Genomic DNA, 26,011 nt, shown 5'->3' on the forward strand with positions numbered 1-26,011 from the left:
AGCGCATCTTACCTCTATCCGGAAGACAAAGGAGACGCCCATGCGCACCATAGACACCATCTACATCAACGGCAGCTTCGTTCAGCCCCATGGCAAGGAAGAAGCCGCTCTTTTCAACCCGGCCACCGAAGAGCAGATCGGCATCGTCCGCCTCGGCGACGAGCAGGACGTCGACAAGGCGGTAAGCGCAGCCAAGGCCGCATTAGCAATCCTGTCGCAAAGCTCCAAGGCCGAGCGTATCGCCATGCTGCATAGCCTGCACGATGCCGTGTCGGCCCGAGCCGCGGACCTGACCGACGCCATGCGCGAGGAATATGGCGCACCGGCATCCTTCATCGGCTTCTCGGTGCCGCATGCCGCCACGTCATTTCTCCATATGGCCAGCACGCTTGAAACCTATGAGTTCCGTCGTCGTATCGGCCACGCCGAAGTCGAGATGCGCCCCGCCGGCGTGGCAGCCGCAATCACGCCTTGGAACAGCAATTACGGCTTTATCTGCGGCAAGCTTGCCACCGCGATCGCGGCCGGCACGACCATGGTCGTCAAGCCCTCCGAAATGAGCGCGATCCAGACGCAGCTCCTCACCGAATGCCTGCACGCGGCCGGTCTGCCGAATGGCGTCTTCAACATCGTCAACGGCTATGGCCATGTGGTCGGCGCCGCGCTCAGCACCCACCGCGATATCGCAAAGATCAGTTTTACCGGTTCGACAGTGACGGGACGGGCAATCCTTCAGGCCGCATCGGCGACCTTCAAGCGCGTAACGCTTGAACTCGGCGGCAAGAGCCCGAACGTCATTCTGGACGATGCCGATCTCGATACCGTCATACCCCAGGTCCTGGCGGCCGGCTTTGCCAATAGCGGTCAGGCCTGCATCGCCGGCACCCGCGTTCTCGCGCCCGAAAGCCGGCTGGCGGAAATCCACGATCGCCTTGCCGGCGCGGTAGCCACGCTCAAGGTGGGCGATGCAAGCGATCCCGAAGTCAGCATCGGCCCCATGGTCAGCCAGAAGCAATGGGATCGCGTGCAATCCTATATCCGTCTCGGCCAGGAGGAAGGCGCTCGGCTGATCATCGGCGGGGAAGGACGTCCCGAAGGGCTTAATCGCGGCTGGTTCGTTCGCCCGACGATCTTCTCCGACGTCAGCAACGATATGAGGATCGCCCGCGAGGAGATATTCGGCCCGGTACTGTGCGTCATTCCCTATCGCGATGAGGCGCACGCGCTCGAAATCGCCAATGATACGGCCTACGGCTTGCAGGCTTATGTCTTTTCCTCCGATCTCGCCCGGGCAAAGCGGGTCGCCGAACGGATCGACGCCGGCCGTGTCGTCATCAATGGCGCACCGCACGAGCCGCTGGCTCCCTTCGGCGGGTTCAAGCAATCGGGCATCGGCCGCGAATTCGGGACATATGGCCTGGAATCCTTCCTGGAGCCTCGCGCCGTCCTGAGCTGAGCAGCACCCGAAATTTCTACTATCCTCATTATTGACCAATCATTCCAAAAAATCTAAAGATGCCTTCGCCGGCGGTTGTCGTCCCGACATTCGGATGCCAGCCGCCGGCAAAGTCGCGGTGACGCAATCCGGTCGCCCGGCATCCGTGGTGGTGATCGAATGGAGATGCAGCGATGAGCCTTGGAGAGAGTGAACGTAAAGCCGCCATCGTGTTCGGAGGATCCCGCGGCATCGGCGCGGCTATCGTCAAACGCTTGGCTCAGGATGGGTTTCAGGTTGCCCTGACCTATCTCTCCAGCCCGGACAGGGCGCAGCAGCTCGTCGAAGAGATCGGCGCGCTCGGCGGAAAAAGCATTGCGATCCGTGCCGACAGCGCCGACGCCAAGGAAGTCGACGCGGCCGTGACGCGGACGGTCGAGACCTTCGGCCGGCTCGATGTCGCCGTCGTGAATGCCGGCGTCCTGCGCATAGGCCCGGTCGACGCCGTCAGCATCGAGGATCTCGATCTTTCCCTTTCGATCAATGTGCGCGGCGTTTTCCTGGCCGTGCAGGCGGCGGCAAGACAAATGGCCGACGGAGGTCGTATCATCACCATCGGCAGCAACACCGCAATCAGAACCGGCTCCCCCGGCAGCAGTGTCTATGCGATGACCAAGGCGGCGGTCGCGGCCATGGCAAAGGGCGTTGCCCTCGATCTGGCGCCGCGGAGGATCACGGTGAACAATATCCAGCCCGGCCCGACCGAGACGGACATGACCTCGAGCATGATCGACCGCCTGAAGGACATCGTCCCGCTGCGGCGCGTTGGGCGCCCGGAAGAAATCGCCGGCCTTGCCTCCTATCTCGCAGGCCCGCAATCAGGCTACATGACCGGGTCCAGCCTGACGATCGACGGCGGCTACGTGCTCTAGGTCCGTTGCTTCCCTGCCGGCGGTCACCAATCAACTATGCCATGCGATCAGGCGTAGCGGAAAAGGGCCAGCCGCATTCAGGTTCCCGTTAGGATCATGCTCTAGTTTTAGAGCAATTCTAATATGGGAGCCCTTATGCCCGCGAGATTCCGCTATTCCGTTCCACAACGCATCCTTCACTGGCTCGTGGCAATGCTGGTCTTCTTCAATCTCCTGTTTCCCGACGGGATGAATGCGTGGCGGCATCTGGTCCGTAACGGCCAGACGCCATCGCCGGCCGACATTGCGAGCGCCAACATTCACGCCTATGCCGGCATTGCGATCCTGCTGCTCGCCATCGTGCGCCTCGCCGTCAGGTTTTCATCCGACGCGCCCGCCATGCCGGATGGTCAGCCCGCCTTCCTGCATTATATGGCGCGGGTGACACACGGCCTGCTCTATGTGCTGATCTTCGCGATGCCGCTCACGGGACTGGCGGCCTACTATCTCGGCATCGATACCGCTGCCTTCGTCCATGGCGGACCGATCAAATCCCTGCTCTGGGTCGTCGTCGTCCTTCACATTCTCGGCGCGCTCGTTCAGCACTTCTATTTCCGATCGGACGTATTGCGCCGCATGACGATCGGCTAGAAACGGCCGTGCGTTTGGCGGCTAGGCCGATTGGCGGCCAAAATGCCTTTCGAAGGAGAACAGCGCCGTCGGCAACCGACTTCCCCCTTCAAGAGCCAAATCGGCCAGGATCTCGCCGACAACGCTGGTGAACTTGAAGCCGTGGCCGGAGCAAGCCGAAGACATGACCACGTTCGGCTGGCCCGGCACCGTGTCGATCAGAAAATCCTCGCTCGGCAGCATGGTATAGCGACAGGTCGTCGCCCGCACGCGAAACGACGCCGCATCCGGCAGGCGCTTGCGGGCAAAGCCGTCGAGCAAATCGGTATCCGTGTCGTTGACCGGCGGATTGGGCAGGGTGGGATCGATGGGTTCCCGGAAATGGGCGTGGCGGCCGATTTTCACGCCGTCGACGCCGATTGCCGGAAAGCCGAAATAGGAGCCTTCATCTCCCTCGTCACGCAGGAAGCAGGGCATGCGCTGCGGTTCCGCAACGAAACCGTCCTTCGGCTGATACCAGGCGACCACCTGCCGGATCGGCTGCGCATGCGCCTTCAGCTGCGGTACGAGCTCGGCAATCCATGCGCCGGTAGCAACGATCACCTTGCGGGCACGATATCTGCCCGTGGTCGAAACGACGGTTACGCCCGTTTCGTCCGGATCGATGGAGACGACACGCTCACCGAAATGCAGGACCGCCCCATCTTCCGCCGCAAGCTTCAGATAGCCCATGATCGCAGCTTCGGGACGCACATAGCCACCCTGCGGATCGAGCAGGCCGATTTCGCCCTCTTCCAGCGCAAAAGCGGGGAAACGGCGCTTCATGGCATCCCGGTCGAGGATCTCATGCGGCAATCCATGCATGTCACACGAGGCGCGCGTGCCGCTGACGATCTTGCTATCGGGTGCCCCGATCTGTAGAACGCCTGTCACCGTCAAGATCTCGGCGCGCAGCCTCGCCTCCAGCGAGCGCCAATTGTGATAGGCCCGCTTCAGCAGGGGTACGTAGGATGGATCCTCGAAGTAGCCGAGGCGGATCAGGCGGCTGTCGCCGTGCGAGGAGCTGAGCGCATGCGCCGGGAAATGGGCCTCGATCCCGATTGCCCTTGCGCCGCGAGCCGCGGCAAAGGACACGGCGGCACTTCCCATCGCGCCGAGTCCGATAACGGCAACGTCGAATTCCGCAGACATATTATGCTCCAGTTTCATTGTCGGCCGGCGGCGCGACATCCGCGATCATGGCCCGCAAGGCTTCGATATCCGCATTCAAGGGCCGATCGTCGCCATAAAGGGGCACGCGTGAGCGAACCGCCGCGTAGACGCGTTCCGTTCCCCGCGCCCGCGCTCCCTTGGAGACGAGGAAGTCCTGTGCCTGCGCCGCCGCCATCAGCTCGATTGCCAGGATATATTCGGCATTGTCGAGGATCGCGAGTAGCTTGCCGGCTGCCGCCGTCGGATGGGCGAGAAAATCCTCCTGAAGGCCGGAGGTCAGACCGCCGTCAAGCGATGCGGGAGCGGCGAGCCGCCTGTTGTCATTGCTCAGCGCCGCAGCCGTATACTGCACGATCATGAAGCCGGAATGGCTACCGGCATCGCTTGCCAGGAAAGGCGGCAAGCCGCTGACCAGCGGATTGACGAGACGATCCGTCCGACGCTCGCTCATGGCGGATATCTGGGCAATCGCAATCGCCAGACTGTCGGCCGCCTGGCCAAGAGCAGGTGCAACCGCATGGGCTTCGGAGGAGACGACCGGCTGCTCGGGCGTGCCCGAGACGGCAGGGTTGTCCGTTACCGAGGCCAGCTCCTGATCGACGATGCGAGCCGTCTGCTCGAAGACATCCCACGCCGCGCCATGAGCATGGGGAACCGATCTCAGGCTCAGCGCATCCTGAGTCCGCCGCCCGAGGGCTGCGGCGACAAGACCGCTTCCCTGCAGCCGGCTGCGCAATCTGCGCCCGATCTTGGCGATGCCGGCCGACGGGCGAAGCGCCAATACGCTCTCATCGAATGCCGCCATCTGGCAACCGGCGGCCTCGAGCGTCAACGCGGCGATGGCGTCGGCCCAGTCCAGCAGGCGTTCGGCACGAGAAACCGCAAGCGCCGATAGTCCGGTGGCGCAGGCCGTGCCATTGACGAGGCTCAAGCCTTCCTTGGCGCCGAGCACCAGAGGGGTCAAGCCGATCGCCGCAAGCGCCTCGGCGCCGCTCATGGATACGCCCCTCACGGTCGCCCGTCCCTCGCCGATCAGCACCAGGGCGCTGTGGGCATTGTGGGTGAGATAACCGGCAGACCCCTTGGAGGGGACTTCCGGAATGCAACCATGCTCGAGAAATGCCGCCAGATGCCGGATGATTTCGGGCCGCACACCGGAATGGCCATGGGCGAAATTGGCGATCTGTGCCGCGATGATGGAGCGCACCTCGCGCACCGGCAAAAGCGGGCCGACGCCGCAGGCATGGCTGAGGATGATGTTGCGCGAGAGCCGGCTCTGGGATTGGCGATCGACCACCGTATCGGACAAGGCACCGACGCCGGTATTGACGCCATAGGCGCGCACGCCGGTTTCGACGATACGCTCGACGATGCGGCTTGCTTCGGCAACACGCCCCCACGCCGCATCGGATAGAGCCAAAGGCTCACCGGCACCGATGCGCGCAACCTCGCGCCAGGATAAAGGCCTATCGATCGTGACGGTCATTGCCCGTTTCCGAAATGACCGATGAACTGACGGAAGGCAGGCGAGGCGCCGCCGCCGAACATCTCGTCCGGCGTGCCGGTGCTTTCAACGAGCCCTTCCTTCATGAAGACGACGCGATTGGAGACATTGCGCGCAAAGCTCATTTCGTGAGTAACGACGAGCATGGTCATGCCTTCTTCGGCAAGCGCGCGCATGACACGCAACACTTCGCCGACAAGTTCAGGATCGAGCGCCGAGGTCGGCTCGTCGAACAGCATGACCTTCGGCTTCATGGCAAGGGCGCGGGCAATGGCCGCACGCTGCTGCTGGCCGCCGGAGAGATGCGCGGGATAGGCGTGGCGCTTGTCGGCAATGCCGACCTTTTCCAGAAGCGTCTCGGCCTCGGCGATGCACTCGGCGCGCGGGCGCTTCAGGACATGGACCGGTCCCTCGATCACATTCTGCAGGATCGTCATGTGGGACCAGAGATTGAAGCTCTGGAACACCATGCCGAGTTCGGAGCGGATATGATCCACCTGCTTGTGGCTCGCCGGGCGGCTTTTGCCATTCTTGTGGATCATTCGGATCTGCTCGCCATCCACCCAGATCTCGCCATCCGTGGCGATCTCGAGGAGGTTGATGCAGCGAAGGAACGTCGATTTGCCCGAGCCGGAGGCGCCAAGCAGCGAAATCACATCGCCGTCCTGGGCATCGAGCGATATACCGCGAAGCACTTCATGATTGCCGAAGCTCTTGCGGATGTTGCGGACTGAAAGTCGGGTGACACCTGGCATGATTTGCCTGCTCCAGTAAGCTTTAAGCCTTCAACGCCGGCGGAATGGCGCGGCGATGGCGGGACAAGGAATATTCCAGCAGGGCCATGGCCTGCAGAATGACGAAATTCAGCACGAGGTAAATGATCGCGGCACAGAGAAAGACCTCCATCGTGCGATAGGTCTGCGAGATCAGACGCTGGGCGACGCCGGTGACTTCCCAGACCGTGACGAGGCTCGCAAGCGCGGTCGATTTCATCATCAGGACGATCTCGGTCGAATAGGCCGGCAGGGCGTGCCTGAAGGCGATCGGCGCGATGATGCGGCGCACGAGCAGGAAGCCGGACATGCCGATCGAACGCGCCGCCTCGATCTCCTTCGGCGAAACGGCGCGGATGCCGCCACGGAAGATCTCGGCCGAATAGCCGGCGGTGCAGAGCGCCAGCGACAGGATCGCGCAGACGACCGGCTCTCGCAGGAACGGCCAGAGGAACGAGTAGCGAATGATCGAGAACTGCGCCAATCCATAGAAGATCAGGAACATCTGGATCAACAGCGGAGAGCCGCGGAAGACGAAGATGTAGCCCTTGGCGAAGCCGGACAGGATCGGGTTGCCGCTGACGCGCATGGCGACGATGACGAGCGCCAGAAGGCCGCCGCAGACGATGGACAGGAAGAACAGCAGAAGCGTCGTCGGCACGGCCTTCAGCAAGGTAATCATCGTGCTCGAAAGAAAGTCGATATCCATGTCTTCCTCCTCAAGCCTGGCCGATCGTCGCAGCCGGCATGCTCCGGTTGGCGCGTCGTTCGGCCCTGTTGAACACGCGATCCGACAGGCTGGTCAGGATCAGATAGAGCAAACCGCCGACAATGAAGAAGAGGAAATACTGGCGGGTCGAGCCGGCGGCGACCTGGCTGGTGCGCATCAATTCGGCAAGGCCGGTCACCGAGATCAAAGCCGAATCCTTGAGGCTGAGCTGCCAGACATTGCCGAGGCCGGGAATGGCGAAGCGCAGGACCTGCGGGATGATGATGCGGCGCAGGCGCAGGCCGCGATGCATGCCGATCGCCGACGCGGCTTCAAGCTCGCCCTTGGAAATGGCGAGATAGGCACCGCGGAAGACCTCCGCCTGATAGGCGCCGGAAATAATACCGACGGCGAGCGCACCGGCAGCGAAGGACGGCAGGCCGAGAAAGCCGTCATAGCCGAGCCATTTGCCCACTGACGTCATCGCCGACGAACCGCCGAAATAGATCAGATAGATGATCAGCAGTTCGGGGACGCCCCGAAAAACGGTCGTATAGATATTGCCGATCGTTTTCAGCACCAGACTTCCGGAGAGCTTGGCGAACGCGACGATCGCGCCCAGCACGGCCCCGATGGCCAAAGCCGTTGCCGTGACGGCAAGTGTCATCAAGGTGGCGACGAGCAGAAGCGCGCCCCACCCGTTCGAGCCGAAGCCCAGCAATTGCAAGGTTGCCATAGATCCAATCCCTGTCCGTGGCAGTTTCACGCGTCAGGATATCACACGGTCTCCAGCAGCAAAGCCGGAGACCGGTGACCACGACCTGAAGGTCGCGACAATCATTCAGGGCTGACGTCGACCTTGAACCACTTCATCGACAGGGTCTTGATGGTGCCGTCGGCAAGTGCCGACTTGATCGCCTCGTTGAGCTTGTCGCGCAGATCGGTATCGGCCTGGCGAATGCCGAGACCTTCGCCTTCGCCCCAGATGGAGCCGGCGATTTCCGGACCGGTGAAGGCAAGCGAGTCGTTTGCGCTGGCAAAGGCATTGGTGAAGTAGACGGCATCGTCGAAGCCGAGATCGATACGGCCGTTCTGGAGATCCAGATCGCGGTCTGCACCGGTCTTGTACTCGCGGATCGTGGCGATCGAGCCGAAATTGTCGTAGACGAACTTGGCATAGACCGTGGCGGCCTGGATGCCGATGGTCTTGCCCTTGAAGGCTTCCTTGAGGGCATCGATTTCCTTGACGCCGGTCTGGCCGGGCGTCATCTTGATCGTGGCTCCGGTGCCGGCGGCATTGGCAAGCGGGCTATCCTTGGCGGTTGCGAAGGCGGCCGGCGTGGCGGCGTAAGGAATGGTGAAGCCGATGACCTGCTTGCGCTCGTCGGTGATCGACAGCGCATCCATGATCACATCGAACTTGCCGGCGTTGAGCGCCGGGATCATGCCGTCCCAATCGGAAGCGACAAGCTTGCAGTCGATCTTGGCGCGCTCGCACAGAACCTTGGCGAGTTCCGGTTCGAAGCCGCCGAGAGAGCCGTCGGCATTCGTCATGTTCCAGGGCGCGTAAGCACCTTCCAGGGTGATCGTCGCCGTCTTCCAGTCCTTGGCGACAGCCGGAGCCGCGAAAGCGGCGGTAGCCATGACACCTGACAAGAGAATTGCACTGAATTTCATTGTGTAGAGCTCCTCTGAGGTTGAAACAGGCCTTGCGGCACTTCCTACCGATCTCCGCCGGCTTGCTCGCTTTCCCAATTTATTTTTAGGATTGATTGCGAGGTTGTATAGGGTACCATATGAGATAATTTATGATATGCAAGTGGGAAAGTTGTTTTCGAGGCAGATTCAGTTCGTGCAAAGGGAATAGACAATGAAGCGTTCCGGCGAGATGAAACACGCACTGGCGGAAAATGACGCCGCGCCCCTCTATGCCGGCGTCAAGCAGATGATACTCGACCGCATTCACAGTGGCGAGTGGCCTCCCAAACATAGGGTTCCGTCGGAAAACGAACTGATCGTCGAACTCGGCGTCAGCAAAATGACGGCCAATCGCGCCCTGCGAGAACTCGCCAACGAAGGCGAATTGGTCCGCATCCAGGGCGTCGGCTCCTTCGTTGCCGAGCGCAAGGGCGCGTCGGCCCTGTTTGAGGTGCGCAACATCGCCGAAGAGATCGCCGAGCGCGGTCATTCCCACCAGGCAACGGTGATCGTGCTGGCGCGAGAGGCGGCGGCGCCGGAGGTTGCCGACGCGTTGGAACTCGATATCGGCTCGCCGGTTTTCCATTCGCTGATCGTGCATAGCGAGAATGGCGTTCCCGTGCAGATCGAGGATCGGCATGTGCATCCCGACGCCGCGCCCGACTATCTGGAGCAGGACTTCACGGACATGACCCCGAACGCCTATCTTTCGTCGGTCGCGCCCCTCAGCGGCTCGGAACATGTGGTCGAGGCGGTCATGCCGCAGGCCTGGGAATGCAAGCTGCTGACCATCCTGAAGACCGAACCCTGTCTGACGATCCGGCGGCGCACATGGTCGGCGCGCGGTGTCGTTTCCACGGCCCGGCTGGTCTATCCCGGAAATCGCTATCGCCTGGAAAGCCAAAGCGGCAAGTCTTCTGATCGTTAGTTGTATATGGAAGATCACTCTTCTGAGCGAATGTGCTGAAGAGTGCGTGTTTTGACCACTCCGCGCATTCGCCCCAGGGACGGAAGCTACGACGCCTGATGCATCAGTTCCATGAACACCGCGCCCAAAAGCAGGCCGGAAACGGTGGCCAGAACTTTCAGGATGGCACGCTCGATCCGCAGACACTTCTGTGGCAGGACCAGCGCAAGCGATTCACTCGCCGCGGCGACCGATATGCACACCAGGGCGACGACGCGACGGTCATCCGGGTAAGCCATCACGAACAGGAAACCCAGGAGACCAAACGGAACCACGCTATCGATACTTGCCAGCGCCATGAACTGATACCGCGTCGTGACCGGGACGACGGTGGTCACGACGACCAGTCCGAGGACGGTCCAGGCAAGAGCGTGAGCGAGCAGAGCGAGTTCCATGCGAAATCATAACAACATATGGAACGGGTTTTCAAGCGCGGCACCGCATCCCACCGCGCCCGGGCGGAACAGGAACACAGGCAATGTGGCGAGCCGCGCAGCTCGCCATAGGGACGGTTTTCTTGCGGGAACATGCCGCGAAGAGCACGTCAGACCGCTGCGCCCAGCCATTGGCGCGCCGGTAGCTGCATGCCTAAAGACTGCTCAGCAGCAGACTCGTCTCGCTGTTGGCGACGCCATCGATCATGCGCACCTCGCGCAAGACCCGGTCAAAGTCCGAAAGGCTGGTGGCGCGGATATTGGCGACCAGATCCCAGTTTCCGTTCGTCGTGTGCAGCGAATAGATCTCGGGCAGGCCGCGCAATTTACGGATGACCTGCGTCGTCGACTTTCCGACAACTTCGATCATCATGACCGCATGCACGGTCTGTTCGTCGTAATCCTCGCGCACCCGCACGGTGAAGCCCAGCAGCGTTCCGGTCTCGATCAACCGATCCAGCCTGTTCTGCACCGTACCCCGCGCAACACCCAGGGCGTCGGATAGTTTGGAGAGCGAAGCGCGCCCGTCGGCGCGCAGATGGGCGATGATCCGCCGGTCGAGATCATCGGGGATATATTTGGCAAGCGCCATTACGCAATCCTGATTTTGTCTTTTTGGTCAAAATTTCTGGGCAATTTGTGCAAACCCATACCAGAACTGACACAGTTTTGCGATTTCAGTCAATCGATCCGCTTGGTACCCTATGGGAAATAATCTCATCGAGGATACGAGAATGGCCGCACCGCTCCCATCGGAAAGAGCTTTCATCCCCTTCGTCAGCGTCGAGAACATGATGCGCCTCGTGCATCACGTCGGTATCGAAACCGTGCTGGTCGAACTCACAGATGCCATCGAAGCGGATTTTCGCCGCTGGGATCTTTTCGACAAGACGCCCCGCGTCGCTTCTCACTCCCATGACGGCGTCATAGAATTGATGCCGACCTCGGACGGCGCCGTCTACAGCTTCAAATATGTGAACGGCCACCCGAAGAACATGGCGCAGGGGCTGCAGACGGTCACCGCCTTCGGCCTGCTCGCCGAAGTCTCGACCGGCTACCCGGTGCTGCTGACGGAAATGACGCTGCTGACGGCGCTGCGGACGGCAGCGACCTCGGCCATGGCGGCAAAACACCTGGCGCCGGCCAATTCGCGCCGCCTCACCCTGATCGGCAATGGCGCCCAGGCGGAATTCCAGGCGCTGGCGATGAAGGCGGTTCTCGGCATCGAAGAAGTCCGTCTTTACGACATAGATCCGAGAGCAACGGAAAAGACCGTTCGCAACCTGGAGAAGACCGGCCTGCGGCTGGTGCCCTGCACCTCGGCCCAGGCCGCCATCGAAGGCGCCGACATCATCACCACCTGTACCGCCGACAAGCAGTACGCAACGATCCTCACCGACAACATGGTCGGCGCCGGCGTCCACATCAATGCCATTGGCGGCGACTGCCCGGGCAAGACGGAACTGCATCGCGACATCCTGCTGCGCTCCGACACTTTCGTCGAGTATCCGCCGCAGACCCGCATAGAAGGCGAGATCCAGCAGATGGATGCGGATTATCCGGTCACCGAATTGTGGCAGGTGGTGAGCGGCCGGGCCAAGGGCCGCAGCAGCGAAAGGCAGATCACGCTGTTCGACAGCGTCGGCTTTGCGATCGAAGATTTCTCTGCATTGCGCTACGTCCGCGAGAAGCTGGCGGGCACGGACTACTTCCAGAAGCTCGACATCATCGCCGATCCGGACGATCCGCGCGATCTGTTCGGCATGCTGCTGCGCGCGGCTTAAGAAGAAACGTGGCGGTCGAGTCCGTGATCGGACCTTCCGCCACCTGACGACATCTTTGATCCTTGCGAGGGGTGTTCCGTCGCGACAGCCGAGAAGCGTCACACATTCACTTTTTTCCATTGGGACCATACGGCGCCTTGCGCCGATGGCGCACGTCGCGGTCGGATCGACCGGATGCTCAGGGGCAAGGCTGGCGCCGCCAACCATGACGACCATAAAACGACATAGTAGAACCCACTTATGTTACTTAAAATACATTGAAATCACCATATTTTCCTTCTGCACTTCGCAAATAAAAATATGCTAAGAGTCCTCGCGAAGATGAGCGGAACAGGGCATCCCTTGCGGGCTTGCCGTCGCTCAAGAGAGGATCTTGGCCTGAACATCGTGCCCGAACTGGCAAGTCACACCAACGAGATGGCAGCACTCATTTCTGGCTTCGATTGGGCGACCACCCGTCTTGGCCCGAGATCGGCATGGCCCCCCTGCCTCACGGCCGCCGTCGATATCATGCTGTCCGCGCAAGCACAGATCGTCGTGTTCTGGGGCGAGGATTTCATCGCCCTTTACAATGACGCCTATGCACCCACGATCGGCGACAAGCATCCGCGAGCATTAGGGCATCCGGCAAGGGAAAATTGGGCGGAACTCTGGAACGACCTTGAGCCGCTTCTGCACTCGGTCCTGCAAGACGGCAATACGATCGCCGCCAAGGACCGACCTTTCTATATCGAACGCCACGGCTATCCGGAAACAGCTTATTTCGACATTTCCTACTCACCCGTTCGCGATGCGGACGGTCGCGTGCTGGGTGTCTTCTGCATCGTCAACGAAACGACGGAACGCGTTCGTGCGGACCAGGCCTTGCGCGAAAGCGAAGAGCGTTTTCGCGCTGTCATATCGCAGTCGGCAACGGGCATCGTCCAATGGGAGCTCGATGGCCGCTTCGTCCTGGTCAACGGGCGCTTCTGCGAGATCGTCGGCTACCCGGAAAGCGAACTTCTCGGCATGCGGATGCAGGACATCATCTATCCGGACGATCTGCGCGAGAACATGCGGCTGTTCGAAATGACGATGGCGACCGGAGAAAGCTTCGAGATCGAGAAGCGCTACGTCCGCAAGGATGGCAGCCTCGTCTGGGTCACAGATTCCGTTTCCGGCCTGCGGGACAGTTCGGGACGCATCCAGCGGGTCGCCGGCATCGTCATCGATATCAACGAGCGCAAGCGGGCCCAGGAAGTGGAGCGGCGCCTGGCGGCCATCATCGCCTCGTCCGACGACGCCATCCTCAGCACCGACCTGAAAATGGTGATCACGAGCTGGAACACCGGTGCCGAAAGGCTCTACGGACAATCGGCCGAAGAGGCCATCGGCCAATCGGTCATGATGCTCGTCCCCGACGACCGAAGCGAGGAAGAGCCGGCAATCCTCGCCCGCATCCGCGCGGGCCAAAAGGTCGAACCCTACGAAACCAAGCGGCGGCGGAAGAATGGCGAGCTTGTCGACGTGCTGCTCAGCGTTTCGCCGATCTATGACGCTTATGGCCGGATCATCGGGGCATCGAAGATTGCCCATGATATCAGCGCGAAAAAGGAGGCCGAACGCCTTCAGACGGTGCTTGTCGGCGAACTCAATCATCGCGTCAAGAATGTGCTCGCGACCGTCATGGCCATCGCGCGCCAAACCTTGGGACGAAGCGACGCCGACAAGTTCTCGGTGGAGACGTTCGAGGCCAGGCTCTCTTCGATGGCGCGCGCCCATGATCTCCTGATCCATGGCAAATGGGAGCAGGCGGAGCTGACCACCGTCATCGCGCAGGCATTGTCGCCCTATCCGAAAGACAGGTTTGAAATCTCCGGGCCGGCCATCAATCTTGCGCCGCGAGCCGTCGTCTCCATATCGCTCGCGCTGCATGAGCTTGCAACGAACGCCGCCAAATATGGCGCGCTGTCGGTGCCGGACGGCCGTGTAACGATCGCGTGGTCTCTTGAAGGCGGCAAGTCCGATCGGCTCAAATTGCGCTGGGAGGAATCGCGGGGACCGGTCGTGATGCCACCGACACGCAAGGGCTTCGGTTCACGCTTGATCGAAAGCCTGCTGGCTGCCGAATTGAACGGCAAGGTGCATGTCAGCTACGAACCCAGCGGGTTGATCTGCGAGGTCCATGCCGCCGCCGGCATCGGCTGGGATCAGGCGCTCGATCCAGAGGAATGAGGTCGCTTCCCGCGCAGAAACGGCCCGTTCAGCGCATGCTTTTCGGCCGCGTCGCAAGCACGTTGCGGATCGAAAAGCTTGAATGGATTCGCAGCACTCCCGGCATGGTCGAGAGAATATCCTTGTGAATACGCTCGAAGTCGCCCGGATTAGCGACCTCGACACGCAGCAGATAATCGGAACCACCCGTCATCAGAAAGCACTCCTTGATCTCCGGGTGCTTGCGCACCGCCGCCTCGAAACGATCGAGATGATCCTCCGTCTGCCGCTCAAGCGTTATGTTGATGATGACGGCGATTGCCGCCTCCGCCTGGGAGGTATCCACCAACGCGGTATAGCCGCGGATGACACCCGCCTGCTCCATCAACTTGATGCGTCGCAAACAGGCCGATGGCGACAATCCGACCTCGCTTGCCAGCTTCGCGTTGCTGATGCGCGCATTGAGGCGAAGCAGGCGGAGAATATTGCGGTCGATCGCGTCGAGGGCAGCCATGCGGATTCTTTCAAAAACTCGAAGATAATTTCAATATCAATGCAACTACACAATAATCAATCACTGTTTAACGGGTAATTTCACGATCGTTTCAATATTCTGCCCCTGAAAAACGAGGGCGGACATGGACGGCGGCGTAGCGGATTTCCGGGCGACAAAATTGGCGGTCGACAACGGAGCGTGTGGTTATCTGACGATTGATCTGGCCGCCTTGGGCCGGAACTACGACAAGCTGTCCTCCATCGTCGCGCCGGCGCGCGCAGCCGCCGTGGTGAAGGCCAACTCCTACGGACTTGGCGCAAGCCAGGTCTCCAAAGCGCTCTATGCGCGCGGCTGCCGGCATTTCTTCGTCGCACACTTCATAGAGGCGTTGCGGCTGCGCCCGCAGCTGCCCGACAATGCGACGATTTTCGTGCTGAACGGCCTTCAGCCCGGCAATGAAGCCGCCTGCGCCGAAGGCGGCATCGTGCCCGTGATCAATTCGCTCGATCAGCTGCGGCAATGGTCTGACATTGCCCGCTCTATCCAGCGCAGGCTCCCGGCGGTTCTGCAATTCGATACCGGCATGTCGCGGCTTGGCATCGCGCCGGAAGACAGGGGCGCTGTCGCTGGCCATCTTCAGACATCCGACGACATCGACATCCTGTTCATCATGAGCCACCTCGCTTCCGCCGACGAAGTCGACAGCGGACAGAATGCCGACCAGCTTGCGGAAATGCGCCGCATCGCGGCGGAATTCCCTGATCACGAGGTCTCGTTTGCGAATTCCGGCGGCATCTTCCTCGGCGAAGATTTTCATGGCGTTCTGGCGCGGCCGGGGATCGCCCTTTACGGCGGCGCTCCAAGGGGTGGTGTCGCCAATCCGATGGAAGCCGTCGTGCGGCTCGATATCGCCGTGGTGCAGACCCGCACCGTCCCGGCGGGCACGCATGTTGGCTACGGCGGCGTGCATGTGACGAAGGGCCAGACCCGACTTGCGACCATCGCCGCCGGCTATGCCGATGGCCTGCCGCGCAGTCTCAGCGATCGCGGCGCGGCTTATTACAACGGCGTACGCCTGCCGATCGTCGGGCGCGTGTCGATGGACAGCATGACAATCGATATCAGCGCATTGCCCGAAGGCGCCCTGTCTTTCGGTAGTCTGGTGGAAGTTCTGGGTGATCACCAGACAGTGGACGATCTCGCCCGGGACGCCGGCTTGATTTCCTACGAAATCCTGACCAGTCTCGGCCACCGCTACAACAGGCAATACCGCTGAACTTCCCAATGCTCAATTCTCCGAGGATATCATGAAAGTCGTCGTTCTGGGTGCCGGCATCGTCGGTGTGACGTCCGCTTACCAGCTTGCCAAGGCGGGCCACGAAGTCACGGTCGTCGACCGGCAGCAGGGTCCCGCGTTGGAAACGAGCTTTGCCAATGCAGGCGAAGTCTCCTTCGGTTACTGTTCGCCCTGGGCCGCACCTGGCATTCCTGCGAAAGCGCTCAAGTGGCTGTTCATGAAACATGCCCCGCTCATCCTGCGCCCGAAGGTCGATGGCGCGATGCTCTCCTGGCTCGTCAAGATGCTATCCAACTGCACGTCGGAACGCTATGCGCTCAACAAGAGCCGGATGCTGCGCCTTGCCGATTACAGCCGCGTCTCGCTCGCCCAGGTTCGCGAGGAGACCGGCATCGCCTATGACGAGCGCATGCAGGGCACGCTGCAGCTCTTCCGCACGCAGCAGCAGCTCGACGCATCGGCAAAGGACGTCAAGGCGCTCGCGGCCGACGGCATTCCTTATGAGGTACTCGATCCGGAAGGCTGCATCCGCGTCGAGCCGGCGCTCCGGCATGTCCGCGAGAAGGTCGTCGGCGGTCTGCTGACCCCGAAGGACGAGACCGGCGATTGCTTCAAGTTCACCAATGCGCTTGCCGCAAAGGCAGTCGAGCTCGGCGTCCGGTTCCAGTACGGCACGACGATCAAGGGGCTCGACGTTCAGGGCGGCCAGGCGCGCGGCGTCGTGACCGACCGCGGACGCCTGGACGCCGATGCGATCGTCGTCGCGCTCGGCAGCTACTCGCCGCTGCTGCTGAAGCCGCTCGGCATCAGCCTGTCCGTCTATCCGGTCAAGGGGTACTCGCTGACGATCCCGATCACCGATGTATCGCGCGCGCCGGAATCGACCGTGATGGACGAGACCTACAAGATCGCCATCACGCGTCTCGGCGATCGCATCCGCGTCGGCGGCATGGCGGAAATCTCCGGTTATACGAACGATCTCGGCCTTGCCCGGCGCCAGACGCTCGAGCATTCCGTGACCGATCTTTTCCCCGGCGGCGATGTTGCCAAGGCGTCCTTCTGGTCCGGCCTGCGGCCGATGACGCCGGATGGAACGCCGGTCATCGGGCCGACGAAGATCAAGGGGCTGTACCTCAATACCGGCCACGGCACGCTTGGATGGACCATGAGCTCCGGCTCGGCGCGCGTCATCAGCGATCTCGTCAGCGGCCGCAAGCCCGATATCGACGCAACCGATCTCGCCATCAGCCGCTACGCCTGATCGGCCCGCCACATCCGCAACCGCTTTCAAAAGCCCACGGGTCGACCCGACCCGTGGCGATAAGGCCTGTCCGCCGGGATTCGGTGGGCGCTTCATACCTCAAGACAGGATCGGCGAGCCTCTTGCCCGCCGATATCGATCAATGCCTGGGAATGCGTGGCAGGAAGATCGTAAAGAGCCCGAGCAGCGGCAGATACGAGCAGATCGTGTAGACGAAGGGGATGCCGCGCGCATCGGCGAAATCGCCGAGCCAGGCCGCGCCAAGTCCGCCCGCGCCGAAGGCGAAGCCGAAGAAGATGCCGCCGATCAGTCCGACCCGACCGGGAATCAGCTCCTGGGCAAAGACCACGATCGCCGGGAAGGCTGAAGCCAGCACCAGGCCAATGATGACGGTCAGGACGCAGGTCCAGAACAGGTCGGCATAAGGCATCAGCAGCGCAAACGGGATGACGCCGAGGATCGAGAACCAGATCACGAAGCGCGCGCCCAAACGGTCGCCTACGGGCCCGCCCATGATCGTTCCGACGGCGACCGAGCCGAGAAAGAGGAACAACATCAGCTGTGCGTCGCGGACATCCAGATGGAACTTGTCGATGACGTAGAAGGTGAAATAGCTCGATATGCTCGCCATGTAGACGTTTTTCGTCGCCGTCAGCAGGATGAGGATGGCAAGCGCCCACATTGCCTTGTTGCGCGCGATCGGCAGGGCGCGGCTCGGCGCAGGACGCGCCGAGTGCTGGCGACGGTGGTTGATGAACCAGTTGCCGACCCAGCTGAGAACGATGAATCCGATAACGGCAAGCACGGAAAGCCAGGCCACGCTCTTCTGGCCATGCTGCAGGACGAAAAACGCGGCGATCAACGGCCCGATGGCCGAACCGGCATTGCCGCCGAGCTGAAAGAGCGATTGTGCCAGGCCGTGACGCCCGCCCGAAGCCAGGCGGGCAACACGCGATGCCTCCGGATGAAAGACAGCCGAACCGAAACCGATAAGGCTTGCGGCAACGAGCAGCATGCCGAAACTGCCGGCATAGCCGAGCAGCAGCAGGCCGGAAAACGTGCTCACCATGCCGACCGGCAACGAGTAAGGCATCGGCCATTTGTCGGTGACGATGCCGACCACCGGCTGCAGCAGCGACGCCGTGATCTGGAACATCATCGTCAACAGGCCGATCTGAACGAAATCGAGCGCATAATTCTCTCTGAACATCGGATAGAGCGACGTCAGCAGCGACTGCATCGTATCGTTCAGCAGGTGGCAGGTGCTGACCGCCATGACGATCGACATCGTCGTCTTTTCATATCGGGCCTGCGTACCCGAAAATGCCGCAACCATGGGGGGAATCCTTGCCTCTGTCGGCACAGTTGCCGACCATATTCTTTGATCCGCCTTTTACACGGCTTGCAGATGACCTTCTTTCGTGTTTTGGTCCAGTAGTTTCGCGATCGGGCCAAAATGGAAAAGCTATCGAAACAGTTGCTGGCAACCCTCGACAACGATCATGTACAGAACATGCGCTGGATGGAGGATTCGCCTGCGGATGTGCTCGTGCATAGTGCCGAGCCGCCGCAGGGCTACACCGTTCCGTGGCATCATCATCGCCGCACGCAGCTGCTTTGCATCTTCGCCGGCGTCGCCGTGATCATGACCGCACGAGGCCGCTGGATGGTGCCGCCGGGTCACGCCCTGTTCATCCCCGTCGGGCTGGAGCACTCGATCGAGATCCTGAGCGATGTCAGCATGAAATCCGTATACGTGATGCCGCGCAGTCCGCCGCCGAAAGGCGAAACCCCGCGCGTCGTCGAGGTCACCGATCTTGCCCGCAGCCTGCTGCTTGAGGCCATTCGGCTCGGAGAAGCGCCCGTCAGCCATCGAAAGGCGAAGCTGGTCCTGTCTCTGCTCGTCGAGGAAATCGCGACGCTGCCGGAACGTCCGCTAGGCCTCCCCTTCCCCTCCGACCGTCGGCTGACGGCGCTTTGCCGCGACTATCTCGCCAATCCATCCCCCAACGCCAGGCTGGACGACTGGGCGGAAAAGCTTTCGGTGAGCCGGCGGACTTTCACGCGGCAATTCCGCAAGGAAACAGGCATCAGCTTTACGACGTGGCGCCAGCAGGCGAGCGTCTTTGCCTGCCTCCCACAGCTTGCCGAAGGACAACCGGTCACCAATGTCGCGCTTGAAGCAGGTTATGAGAGCGTGGCAGCCTTCACCACCATGTTCCGGCGCATGCTCGGCACCTCGCCGCGCGCCTACATGGCAAACCGCTGGACCTTCGAACGGCAATCGGCTTGAACCCTTGCTCTTGAAATGATCTGACGCTTCCGGCAAACAGCTGAGAGCGAGGGCAAGCATATGCGGCATATTCACATCGTCGGTATCGGCACGGGAAACCCCGAACATCTGACCGTGCAGGCGATCAATGCGCTGAATGCCGCCAATGTCATCCTCATCCCCAGCAAGGGGGCCGCCAAGACGGAGCTTGCCGACGTCCGCAGGGAGATCTGCCAGCGCTATGTCACCAACCGGGCCACCCGCTTCGTCGACTATGACGTGCCCTCGCGCCAGACGGCGGAGCGCAGCTATGTGCAAAGCGTCGACGAATGGCATGACGCGATTTCCGCGACCTACGAACGGCTGTTTCAGGCGCATCTGGGCGAACATGAAAGTGCCGCCTTCCTCGTCTGGGGCGATCCCGGCCTCTACGACAGCACGTTGCGTATCCTCGAGCGTGTCGTCGCTCGGGGCAATGTCACGCTCGACTACAGCGTCGTTCCCGGCATCACCAGCATCCAGGCGTTGACAGCGAGCCATCGCATCCCCCTCAATCTCGTCGGCAAGCCGGTGCAGATCACGACCGGCCGGCGGCTGACGGAAAGCTTTCCCGGCATTGCCGAAACCGCTGTCGTCATGCTCGATGGCGAGCAGGCCTTCAGCAAGATCGACGATCCCCAAGCCTATATTTACTGGGGAGCCTATCTCGGCACCAGGGACGAGATCACCATCGCGGGCCGGCTGGCGGATGTTTCCGAGCGCATTCTTGCAACGCGCGCCGAAGCGCGCGCCAGGCACGGGTGGATCATGGATATCTATCTGTTGCGCAAAGGGCAGGATTTCGACGATCGCGAATGAGCCGCGTGGCGCCAAATCGTTTGCCCGCCGGTCGGGATTGTGCAAGGAAATGTCCCCTATGAAGGGCAGTTTTGCGGTTGCGGCCGACGGACAGACGGTAAGGGGACAAGCGTGCTTCTCGCAGGAGGAGACCGGGCACCGCAGCGTTGCCTCACCTCTACCCTCCATGGTTCGCGGTGCCTGCCCCTCGCTGAGCGCACCGATGCAGACGGGCGATGGGCTGCTTGTGCGGCTGCGGCCCGCAACGCCAGGACTGACCGTCGCGCAATTTCGCGCTCTGGCCGAAGCCACCGAGAAGCACGGCAACGGACTGATCGAGATCACGGCCCGCGGCAATCTCCAGCTGCGTGGCATGACGCCGGAAAGCATGACCGGGCTGGCTGCCGATATCGATCGGGCCGGCATCGTGCCGGAAAGCGGCGTCGTCATCGAAGTTCCGCCGCTCAGCGGCGTTGATCCGTCGGAAATCGCTGACGCCCGCTCGTTCGCCGAGCGCCTGCGGAGCGCGATCAGTTCGCTTCATCCCAAGCCGGTTCTGGCTGCCAAGCTTGCCATCATCGTCGATGGCGCCGGCCGGCTCGTTCTCGACGAACTCTCGGCGGATATCCGGCTGAAAGCCGCCGACTCCGATGATGACGGCCAGCTATGGACGCTCGCCATCGCGGGAATGGACGCGACGGCTACACCACTTGCCGTCTTACACGGCGAACAGGCGATTGCCGGCGTCGTCATGCTGCTCGGAGCATTGGCCGCAATCGGCCCTCGCGCCCGGGGCCGCGATCTGGACGCCACGTCTCTGCGCGCCCTATTTCCAGCCCCGCCGAACCATAGCCGCGATGCAATCGCTCCCTCGGCCTCCCCCGTCGGCCTCATTCGGCTCGACGATCAGCATTGCGCCGTCGGGCTGCGCCCCTCTTTCGGCCAGATCCACGCCCGGGACCTCATCCGCTTTCTTGCCATGGCGGAAGCCGCGGGCGTGGGTGAAATCCGCACGGGACCGGAACACAGCCTGCTGCTCCTTGGGCCTCCGCACGATCGTATCGAAGGCATCTTGGCTGCGGCGGCGGCTTGCGGCTTTCAGACGCGTGCCGGCGATCCGGCAAATTACGCAATCCCCTGCGCCGGCGCCGGTGCATGTGCCTCGGCCCACTATGCCACGAGACAGGCTGCCGCCGATCTCCTCGAGGTCGGGACCGACTTGCTCGACGGCTCGATCGAGGTGCATCTGTCGGGCTGCGCAAAGGGATGCGCCCATCCGTCTGCGGCGATGCTGACCATCGTCGGTACTGCAACAGGCCATGCTATTGTCGTAAATGGGTCATCATCGGACGAGCCTGTGGCGTACATCGGCAAGGAAAAGCTGAAATCGGCGCTCTCGCAGCTCGGTGAACTGCTACGAAACAACAAAGCTGCTGGCGAATCGGCACGGCAGTGTCTTAAACGGCTCGGCCGGGACGCAATCGCGACGGCTTTACGACAGGGATAGAAATGCCTGACTATGACTATATCCGCGAGGGACAAGCGATCTACGAGCGCTCCTTCGCGATCATCCGCAGCGAAGCCGATCTCCAGCGTTTTCCCGAAGCCGAGGCCGATGTCGCCGTGCGCATGATTCATGCCTGCGGACAGGTGGAAGCAGCACGGCATTTCATGTTCTCCCCCGATTTCGTCGCATCGGCCCGCAAGGCACTCGCCGACGGCGCCCCGATTTTCTGTGATGCGGAGATGGTGGCTCGTGGCGTGACCCGCGCCCGCCTGCCGGCGGCGAACGACGTGATCTGCACGCTGCAGGATCCGCGCACGACGGACATCGCCAAGACCATCGGCAACACGCGCTCCGCCGCAGCCATGCATCTATGGACCGATCGGCTTGCCGGCTCGGTCGTCGCCATCGGCAACGCGCCGACTGCGCTTTTCCATCTTCTGGAAATGCTGCGCGACGGTGCTCCGAGGCCTGCCGCCATCATCGGCATGCCCGTCGGCTTTGTCGGCGCGGCCGAATCGAAGGATGCCCTTGCGGAGAATTCCTACGGCGTTCCCTTTGCCATCGTGCGCGGTCGCCTCGGCGGCAGCGCCATGACGGCGGCGGCCCTCAACGCATTGGCGAGGCCGGGCCTATGAGCGTGCCTTCAAGCGGAAGCCTGATCGGCGTCGGCACAGGTCCCGGCGATCCGGAATTGCTGACGGTCAAGGCCGTCAAGGCTCTGGAGCGTGCCGATGTCGTCGCCTACTTCGCCAAGCAGGGCAGAGGCGGCAACGGAAAGGCGATCGTCGGCGAATTCCTCAAGGCGGACGTGACGCTGCTGCCGCTCTACTATCCCGTTACGACCGAGATCGACAAGGACGCGCCGGACTATATCCGTCAGATCACGGCCTTCTACGACGTCTCGGCCGAGATGGTGGCCGCACGCCTGCGGGAAGGAAAAACGGTTGCCGTCCTCAGCGAAGGCGATCCGCTGTTTTACGGCTCCTACATGCATCTGCATGTGCGCCTTGCCGATCGCTTCCCGACCGAGGTCATACCGGGCGTGACCGCCATGTCCGGCTGCTGGTCTCTCGCCGGATTGCCGATGGTGCAGGGAGACGACGTCCTCTCCGTGCTGCCGGGAACGATGGCGGAAGCCGAGCTTGTCCGCCGTCTCGGTGATACGCAGGCCGCGGTAATCATGAAGGTCGGCCGCAACCTGCCGAAGATCCGGCGTGCGCTGGATGCTGCCGGCCGGCTCAACGAAGCCGTTTATGTCGAGCGCGGCACGATGGCGAACGGTGCGATGACGCCGCTTGCAAGCCGCGACGATGCCGAGGCCCCCTATTTCTCGCTCGTCCTGGTTCCGGGTTGGGAAAACAGGCCATGAGCGGGCGTCTCTATGTCATCGGCACCGGTCCCGGCAATCCCGCGCAGACAACGCCGGAGGCGCTGAGCGCGGTTGCGGATGCTCAAGAATTCTATGGCTACGGCCCTTATCTCGACCGCCTGACGTTGCGCGGCGACCAGATCCGCCATGTCTCGGACAATCGCGAGGAGCTGGACCGCGCCAGGGTGGCGCTGCAAAGGGCGGCGGCCGGCGTTAATGTCTGCGTCGTCTCCGGCGGCGACCCCGGCGTCTTCGCCATGGCGGCGGCCGTCTGCGAGGCGATCGATCACGGCCCTGCGGAATGGCGCGGGGTGGATCTCGTCGTCGTGCCGGGTATCACGGCCATGCTTGCGGTGGCGGCGCGCATCGGCGCTCCCCTCGGGCATGATTTCTGCGCGATCTCGCTGTCGGACAATCTGAAACCCTGGCCCCTCATCGAGCGCCGCCTTCGTACCGTTGCCGAGGCCGGCCTTGTGATCGCGCTCTACAATCCGATCAGCAAGGCGCGGCCCTGGCAGCTCGGCAAGGCCTTCGACATCGTACGGGCCATATTGCCGGCGGATACAGCGATCATCTTCGGCCGGGCCGCCGGCCGGCCGGACGAGCGCATGACGGTTGCGCGGCTTGCCGATGCCCAGGCGTCGCAGGCGGATATGGCGACCTGCGTCATCATCGGCTCGGCCGAGACGCGCGTCATTGCCCGCGAAGGACGGCCTGACCTGGTCTATACGCCGCGTTTCATCCGGGAAGAGGCGAAATGATCGATCTGACCGAGCGCTGCTTTCACTGTTTCGACCACCGGCAGGCCGGCAGTCTCGGCACGCTCGATCATGATTATCCGGATGCCGAGGCGCCGTGCCGCTTCGATTTTCGCATAGGTCGCATCGCCACCGCTGTTCTTGGCGACGACCACGTCGATCCCATGTCTCCGCAACAGATCCAGCTCGTCCTCCAGCCGGAACGGTCCCCTGCCGTGGATGTAGCCGACGTGAGGTACCGTCAGCGGCGGCTCGACGGGATCGACGCTGCGGACCCAGTAGTGGTGATGCGGCGCCGCGTTCGCCTGATGCGCCTCCTGCCGGCCGGTCGCCAGGAAGACGCGCAGGGGCGCGTTGCCAAGGGCGGTCACGGCCTGAGAAACGCTATGCACCGAGAGCCAGTCATCGCCTTCGACCGGCGCCCAAGCCGGGCGGCGCAGCGCAAAGGCCGCCACATCGCATTCCGCAGCGGCCCGGGCCGCGTTGGCGGAGATGCGGGCAGCGAAGGGATGGGTAGCGTCGACCACCAGATCGATGGCTTCATCACGAAGATAGCGGGCAAGCCCCTCGGCGCCACCGAAACCGCCGCTGCGTATCGGAACGGGCTGCGGCGCCGGATCGGCGGTCCTGCCGGCAAGCGACAGGACAACGTCGAGATCGGCGCGCGGGGCAAGGGTTGCCGCCAGCGCACGGGCCTCCGTCGTGCCGCCCAGGATCAGAATACGGGCCTTGCCCATGGCTGAGATACCTTCCGTTCAACCTTGGCTCACTCTTATCGGCATCGGCGAAGACGGTCCAGCCGGCATCGGCGACGCGGCCAGGCGGCTGATCGCCTCGGCCCCGGTCGTCTTCGGCGGCGCGCGCCATATCGAATTGATGAGCCCCGTCATCACTGGCGAGACGTATCAATGGCTCTCTCCATTCGAACGATCCGTCGAGGCGGTCCTCGATCGACGGGGCAAGCCGACGGTGGTTCTCGCCTCCGGCGATCCTTTCTTCTACGGCGTCGGCGCGACGCTTTCGCGACGCATTGCAGCCGCCGAGATGACCGTCATCCCGGCGCCCTCGTCCTTCAGCCTTGCTGCATCCCGGTTGGGCTGGCCTTTGCAAGAGACGACGGTCCTGTCGCTCCACGGACGGCCCATTGATCTCATCCGGCCGCATCTGCATCCCGGCCGCAAGATCCTGGCGCTGACCTCCGACGGCAAGGGACCTGCCGAACTGGCCATCCTGCTGCAAACCTCAGGCTTCGGTCAATCCAAACTGACGGTGCTGGAAGCGCTTGGCGGCCCGCATGAGAAAGTCTCCCGGCAAAACGCGGCCGAGTTCGCCCTTTCCGGCGTCAACGATCTGAACGTCTGCGGCATCGAGGTCAAAGCCGAAGCCGGCGCGCGGATTTTGCCGCTGAGCGCGGGCTTGCCCGACGACCTCTTCGAGCATGACGGCCAGATCACCAAGCGGGAAATCCGCGCGATGACGCTGTCGGCACTCTCGCCGCGTCACGGCGAACTGCTCTGGGATATCGGCGCCGGCTCGGGCTCGATCGGTATCGAATGGATGCTGGCCGATCCCTCGCTTCGCGCCATCGCCATCGAGGCTTCGGCCGAGCGCGCAGCGCGAATCCATCGCAACGCAGCGAATTTTGGCGTCCCCGCCTTGACCATCGTCGAGGGAGAGGCGCCGAATGCCCTTGCAGGGCTGCCGGCACCGGATGCGATCTTCATCGGCGGCGGCGGCAGCGATGCCGGCGTGCTCGATGCCGCCATCGGCCAATTGAAAAGCGGCGGAAGGCTGGTTGCCAATGCCGTTACGACCGAAATGGAAGCCCTTCTGCTTGCCGAACAGGCACGCAGGGGCGGCTCGCTGATCCGCATCGATATCGCGCGCGCCGCGCCCGTCGGCCGCATGACCGGCTGGCGGCCGGCCATGCCGGTGACGCAATGGTGCTGGATCAAGTCATAATC

The 26,011-nt window shown here is 62.3% G+C and carries 26 protein-coding genes; 15 read left to right on the forward strand and 11 right to left on the reverse strand.

Going from position 1 to position 26,011, the window contains the following annotated elements; translation table 11 throughout:
- The first annotated feature begins 40 nt into the window (after window positions 1-40).
- From ACQZ6J_RS17655 to ACQZ6J_RS17665, 3 genes are all read left to right on the forward strand, one after another.
- A complete protein-coding gene (locus tag ACQZ6J_RS17655; protein WP_449085034.1) occupies window positions 41-1,456 on the forward strand; it encodes an aldehyde dehydrogenase family protein in 1,416 nt (471 codons plus the stop codon).
- A gap of 173 nt (window positions 1,457-1,629) precedes the next feature.
- Window positions 1,630-2,367: a 3-oxoacyl-ACP reductase family protein gene (locus tag ACQZ6J_RS17660; protein WP_449085035.1), complete on the forward strand. Its 738-nt coding sequence runs from the start codon at window positions 1,630-1,632 to the stop codon at window positions 2,365-2,367.
- Between the two features lie 135 nt (window positions 2,368-2,502).
- A complete protein-coding gene (locus ACQZ6J_RS17665) occupies window positions 2,503-2,997 on the forward strand; it encodes a cytochrome b (protein WP_449085036.1) in 495 nt (164 codons plus the stop codon).
- 21 nt (window positions 2,998-3,018) lie between these two features.
- Here the strand turns inward: ACQZ6J_RS17665 and solA are convergent, their stop codons facing one another.
- The 6 genes from solA to ACQZ6J_RS17695 all read right to left on the reverse strand — a co-directional run bounded on the left by solA (window position 3,019) and on the right by ACQZ6J_RS17695 (window position 8,851).
- Window positions 3,019-4,167: an N-methyl-L-tryptophan oxidase gene (gene solA, locus ACQZ6J_RS17670; protein ID WP_449085037.1), complete on the reverse strand. Its 1,149-nt coding sequence runs from the start codon at window positions 4,165-4,167 to the stop codon at window positions 3,019-3,021.
- 1 nt (window position 4,168) lies between these two features.
- On the reverse strand, window positions 4,169-5,674 hold the full coding sequence (locus ACQZ6J_RS17675) for an HAL/PAL/TAL family ammonia-lyase (protein WP_449085038.1): 1,506 nt from the start codon (window positions 5,672-5,674) through the stop codon (window positions 4,169-4,171).
- Complete coding sequence (locus tag ACQZ6J_RS17680) at window positions 5,671-6,447, reverse strand: ABC transporter ATP-binding protein (protein WP_163990338.1); 777 nt, start codon at window positions 6,445-6,447, stop codon at window positions 5,671-5,673. Before ACQZ6J_RS17680 ends, ACQZ6J_RS17675 begins: the two co-directional genes overlap by 4 nt.
- Window positions 6,448-6,469: 22 nt before the next feature.
- Window positions 6,470-7,174 (reverse strand): ABC transporter permease, encoded by a 705-nt coding sequence (locus tag ACQZ6J_RS17685; protein ID WP_163990336.1) that lies wholly within the window; start codon window positions 7,172-7,174, stop codon window positions 6,470-6,472.
- Between the two features lie 10 nt (window positions 7,175-7,184).
- A complete protein-coding gene (locus ACQZ6J_RS17690) occupies window positions 7,185-7,910 on the reverse strand; it encodes an ABC transporter permease (protein WP_163990334.1) in 726 nt (241 codons plus the stop codon).
- Window positions 7,911-8,011: 101 nt separating this feature from the next.
- Entirely contained in the window at window positions 8,012-8,851 is an 840-nt protein-coding gene (locus tag ACQZ6J_RS17695; RefSeq protein WP_163990332.1) for a transporter substrate-binding domain-containing protein, read from the reverse strand.
- Between the two features lie 193 nt (window positions 8,852-9,044).
- On the opposite strand from ACQZ6J_RS17695, the gene hutC reads away from it, so the two are divergent.
- A complete protein-coding gene (gene hutC, locus ACQZ6J_RS17700) occupies window positions 9,045-9,800 on the forward strand; it encodes a histidine utilization repressor (protein ID WP_449085039.1) in 756 nt (251 codons plus the stop codon).
- Between the two features lie 86 nt (window positions 9,801-9,886).
- On the opposite strand, the gene ACQZ6J_RS17705 is transcribed toward hutC, so the two are convergent.
- Window positions 9,887-10,234: a hypothetical protein gene (locus ACQZ6J_RS17705; protein WP_163990327.1), complete on the reverse strand. Its 348-nt coding sequence runs from the start codon at window positions 10,232-10,234 to the stop codon at window positions 9,887-9,889.
- A 193-nt stretch (window positions 10,235-10,427) separates the two neighbouring features.
- On the reverse strand, window positions 10,428-10,865 hold the full coding sequence (locus tag ACQZ6J_RS17710) for an Lrp/AsnC family transcriptional regulator (RefSeq protein ID WP_112798668.1): 438 nt from the start codon (window positions 10,863-10,865) through the stop codon (window positions 10,428-10,430).
- A 142-nt stretch (window positions 10,866-11,007) separates the two neighbouring features.
- On the opposite strand from ACQZ6J_RS17710, the gene ACQZ6J_RS17715 reads away from it, so the two are divergent.
- Both ACQZ6J_RS17715 and ACQZ6J_RS17720 read left to right on the forward strand, forming a co-directional pair.
- Window positions 11,008-12,057, forward strand: a complete 1,050-nt coding sequence (locus ACQZ6J_RS17715; protein WP_163990325.1) for an ornithine cyclodeaminase — start codon at window positions 11,008-11,010, stop codon at window positions 12,055-12,057.
- Window positions 12,058-12,474: 417 nt separating this feature from the next.
- A complete protein-coding gene (locus ACQZ6J_RS17720; protein ID WP_449085181.1) occupies window positions 12,475-14,271 on the forward strand; it encodes a PAS domain S-box protein in 1,797 nt (598 codons plus the stop codon).
- A gap of 28 nt (window positions 14,272-14,299) precedes the next feature.
- Here ACQZ6J_RS17720 and ACQZ6J_RS17725 read toward each other — a convergent pair whose 3' ends face one another.
- A complete protein-coding gene (locus tag ACQZ6J_RS17725; protein ID WP_163990323.1) occupies window positions 14,300-14,764 on the reverse strand; it encodes an Lrp/AsnC family transcriptional regulator in 465 nt (154 codons plus the stop codon).
- 124 nt (window positions 14,765-14,888) lie between these two features.
- Here ACQZ6J_RS17725 and alr point away from each other — a divergent pair, with 124 nt between their 5' ends.
- Window positions 14,889-16,022 carry an alanine racemase gene (gene alr, locus ACQZ6J_RS17730; RefSeq protein WP_449085040.1) on the forward strand — a complete coding sequence of 378 codons (1,134 nt, stop codon included), beginning with the start codon at window positions 14,889-14,891 and terminating at the stop codon, window positions 16,020-16,022.
- Window positions 16,023-16,053: 31 nt separating this feature from the next.
- Window positions 16,054-17,304, forward strand: a complete 1,251-nt coding sequence (locus ACQZ6J_RS17735) for a D-amino acid dehydrogenase (protein WP_449085041.1) — start codon at window positions 16,054-16,056, stop codon at window positions 17,302-17,304.
- Between the two features lie 139 nt (window positions 17,305-17,443).
- On the opposite strand, the gene ACQZ6J_RS17740 is transcribed toward ACQZ6J_RS17735, so the two are convergent.
- Window positions 17,444-18,640, reverse strand: a complete 1,197-nt coding sequence (locus ACQZ6J_RS17740; RefSeq protein WP_449085042.1) for an MFS transporter — start codon at window positions 18,638-18,640, stop codon at window positions 17,444-17,446.
- A 120-nt stretch (window positions 18,641-18,760) separates the two neighbouring features.
- On the opposite strand from ACQZ6J_RS17740, the gene ACQZ6J_RS17745 reads away from it, so the two are divergent.
- Genes ACQZ6J_RS17745 through ACQZ6J_RS17770 form a run of 6 tightly spaced genes read left to right on the forward strand, consistent with a single transcriptional unit; the run spans window position 18,761 to window position 24,050 of the window.
- Window positions 18,761-19,597, forward strand: coding sequence for an AraC family transcriptional regulator (locus ACQZ6J_RS17745; protein ID WP_163990316.1), 837 nt, complete (start codon window positions 18,761-18,763; stop codon window positions 19,595-19,597).
- A gap of 60 nt (window positions 19,598-19,657) precedes the next feature.
- Window positions 19,658-20,434 carry a precorrin-6A synthase (deacetylating) gene (gene cobF / locus ACQZ6J_RS17750; protein ID WP_449085043.1) on the forward strand — a complete coding sequence of 259 codons (777 nt, stop codon included), beginning with the start codon at window positions 19,658-19,660 and terminating at the stop codon, window positions 20,432-20,434.
- A 58-nt stretch (window positions 20,435-20,492) separates the two neighbouring features.
- Window positions 20,493-21,920 (forward strand): precorrin-3B synthase, encoded by a 1,428-nt coding sequence (cobG, locus tag ACQZ6J_RS17755; protein ID WP_449085044.1) that lies wholly within the window; start codon window positions 20,493-20,495, stop codon window positions 21,918-21,920.
- A gap of 2 nt (window positions 21,921-21,922) precedes the next feature.
- The gene (locus ACQZ6J_RS17760) at window positions 21,923-22,555 is read left to right on the forward strand and encodes a precorrin-8X methylmutase (RefSeq protein WP_449085045.1); all 633 of its coding nucleotides are present in this window, start codon (window positions 21,923-21,925) and stop codon (window positions 22,553-22,555) included.
- Entirely contained in the window at window positions 22,552-23,289 is a 738-nt protein-coding gene (locus tag ACQZ6J_RS17765) for a precorrin-2 C(20)-methyltransferase (RefSeq protein WP_449085046.1), read from the forward strand. The genes ACQZ6J_RS17760 and ACQZ6J_RS17765 overlap by 4 nt, the downstream gene beginning before the upstream one ends.
- On the forward strand, window positions 23,286-24,050 hold the full coding sequence (locus tag ACQZ6J_RS17770) for a precorrin-3B C(17)-methyltransferase (protein ID WP_449085047.1): 765 nt from the start codon (window positions 23,286-23,288) through the stop codon (window positions 24,048-24,050). The genes ACQZ6J_RS17765 and ACQZ6J_RS17770 overlap by 4 nt, the downstream gene beginning before the upstream one ends.
- Here ACQZ6J_RS17770 and ACQZ6J_RS17775 read toward each other — a convergent pair.
- A complete protein-coding gene (locus ACQZ6J_RS17775; RefSeq protein ID WP_449085048.1) occupies window positions 24,014-24,784 on the reverse strand; it encodes a cobalt-precorrin-6A reductase in 771 nt (256 codons plus the stop codon). The genes ACQZ6J_RS17770 and ACQZ6J_RS17775 overlap by 37 nt on opposite strands.
- Between ACQZ6J_RS17775 and cbiE the strand changes: the two genes are divergently transcribed.
- Complete coding sequence (gene cbiE, locus ACQZ6J_RS17780; RefSeq protein WP_449085049.1) at window positions 24,783-26,009, forward strand: precorrin-6y C5,15-methyltransferase (decarboxylating) subunit CbiE; 1,227 nt, start codon at window positions 24,783-24,785, stop codon at window positions 26,007-26,009. The two genes, ACQZ6J_RS17775 and cbiE, sit on opposite strands and share 2 nt — an antisense overlap.
- The last annotated feature ends 2 nt before the right edge of the window (window positions 26,010-26,011 follow it).

It is taken from the genome of Rhizobium sp. A37_96, from assembly GCF_053521765.1.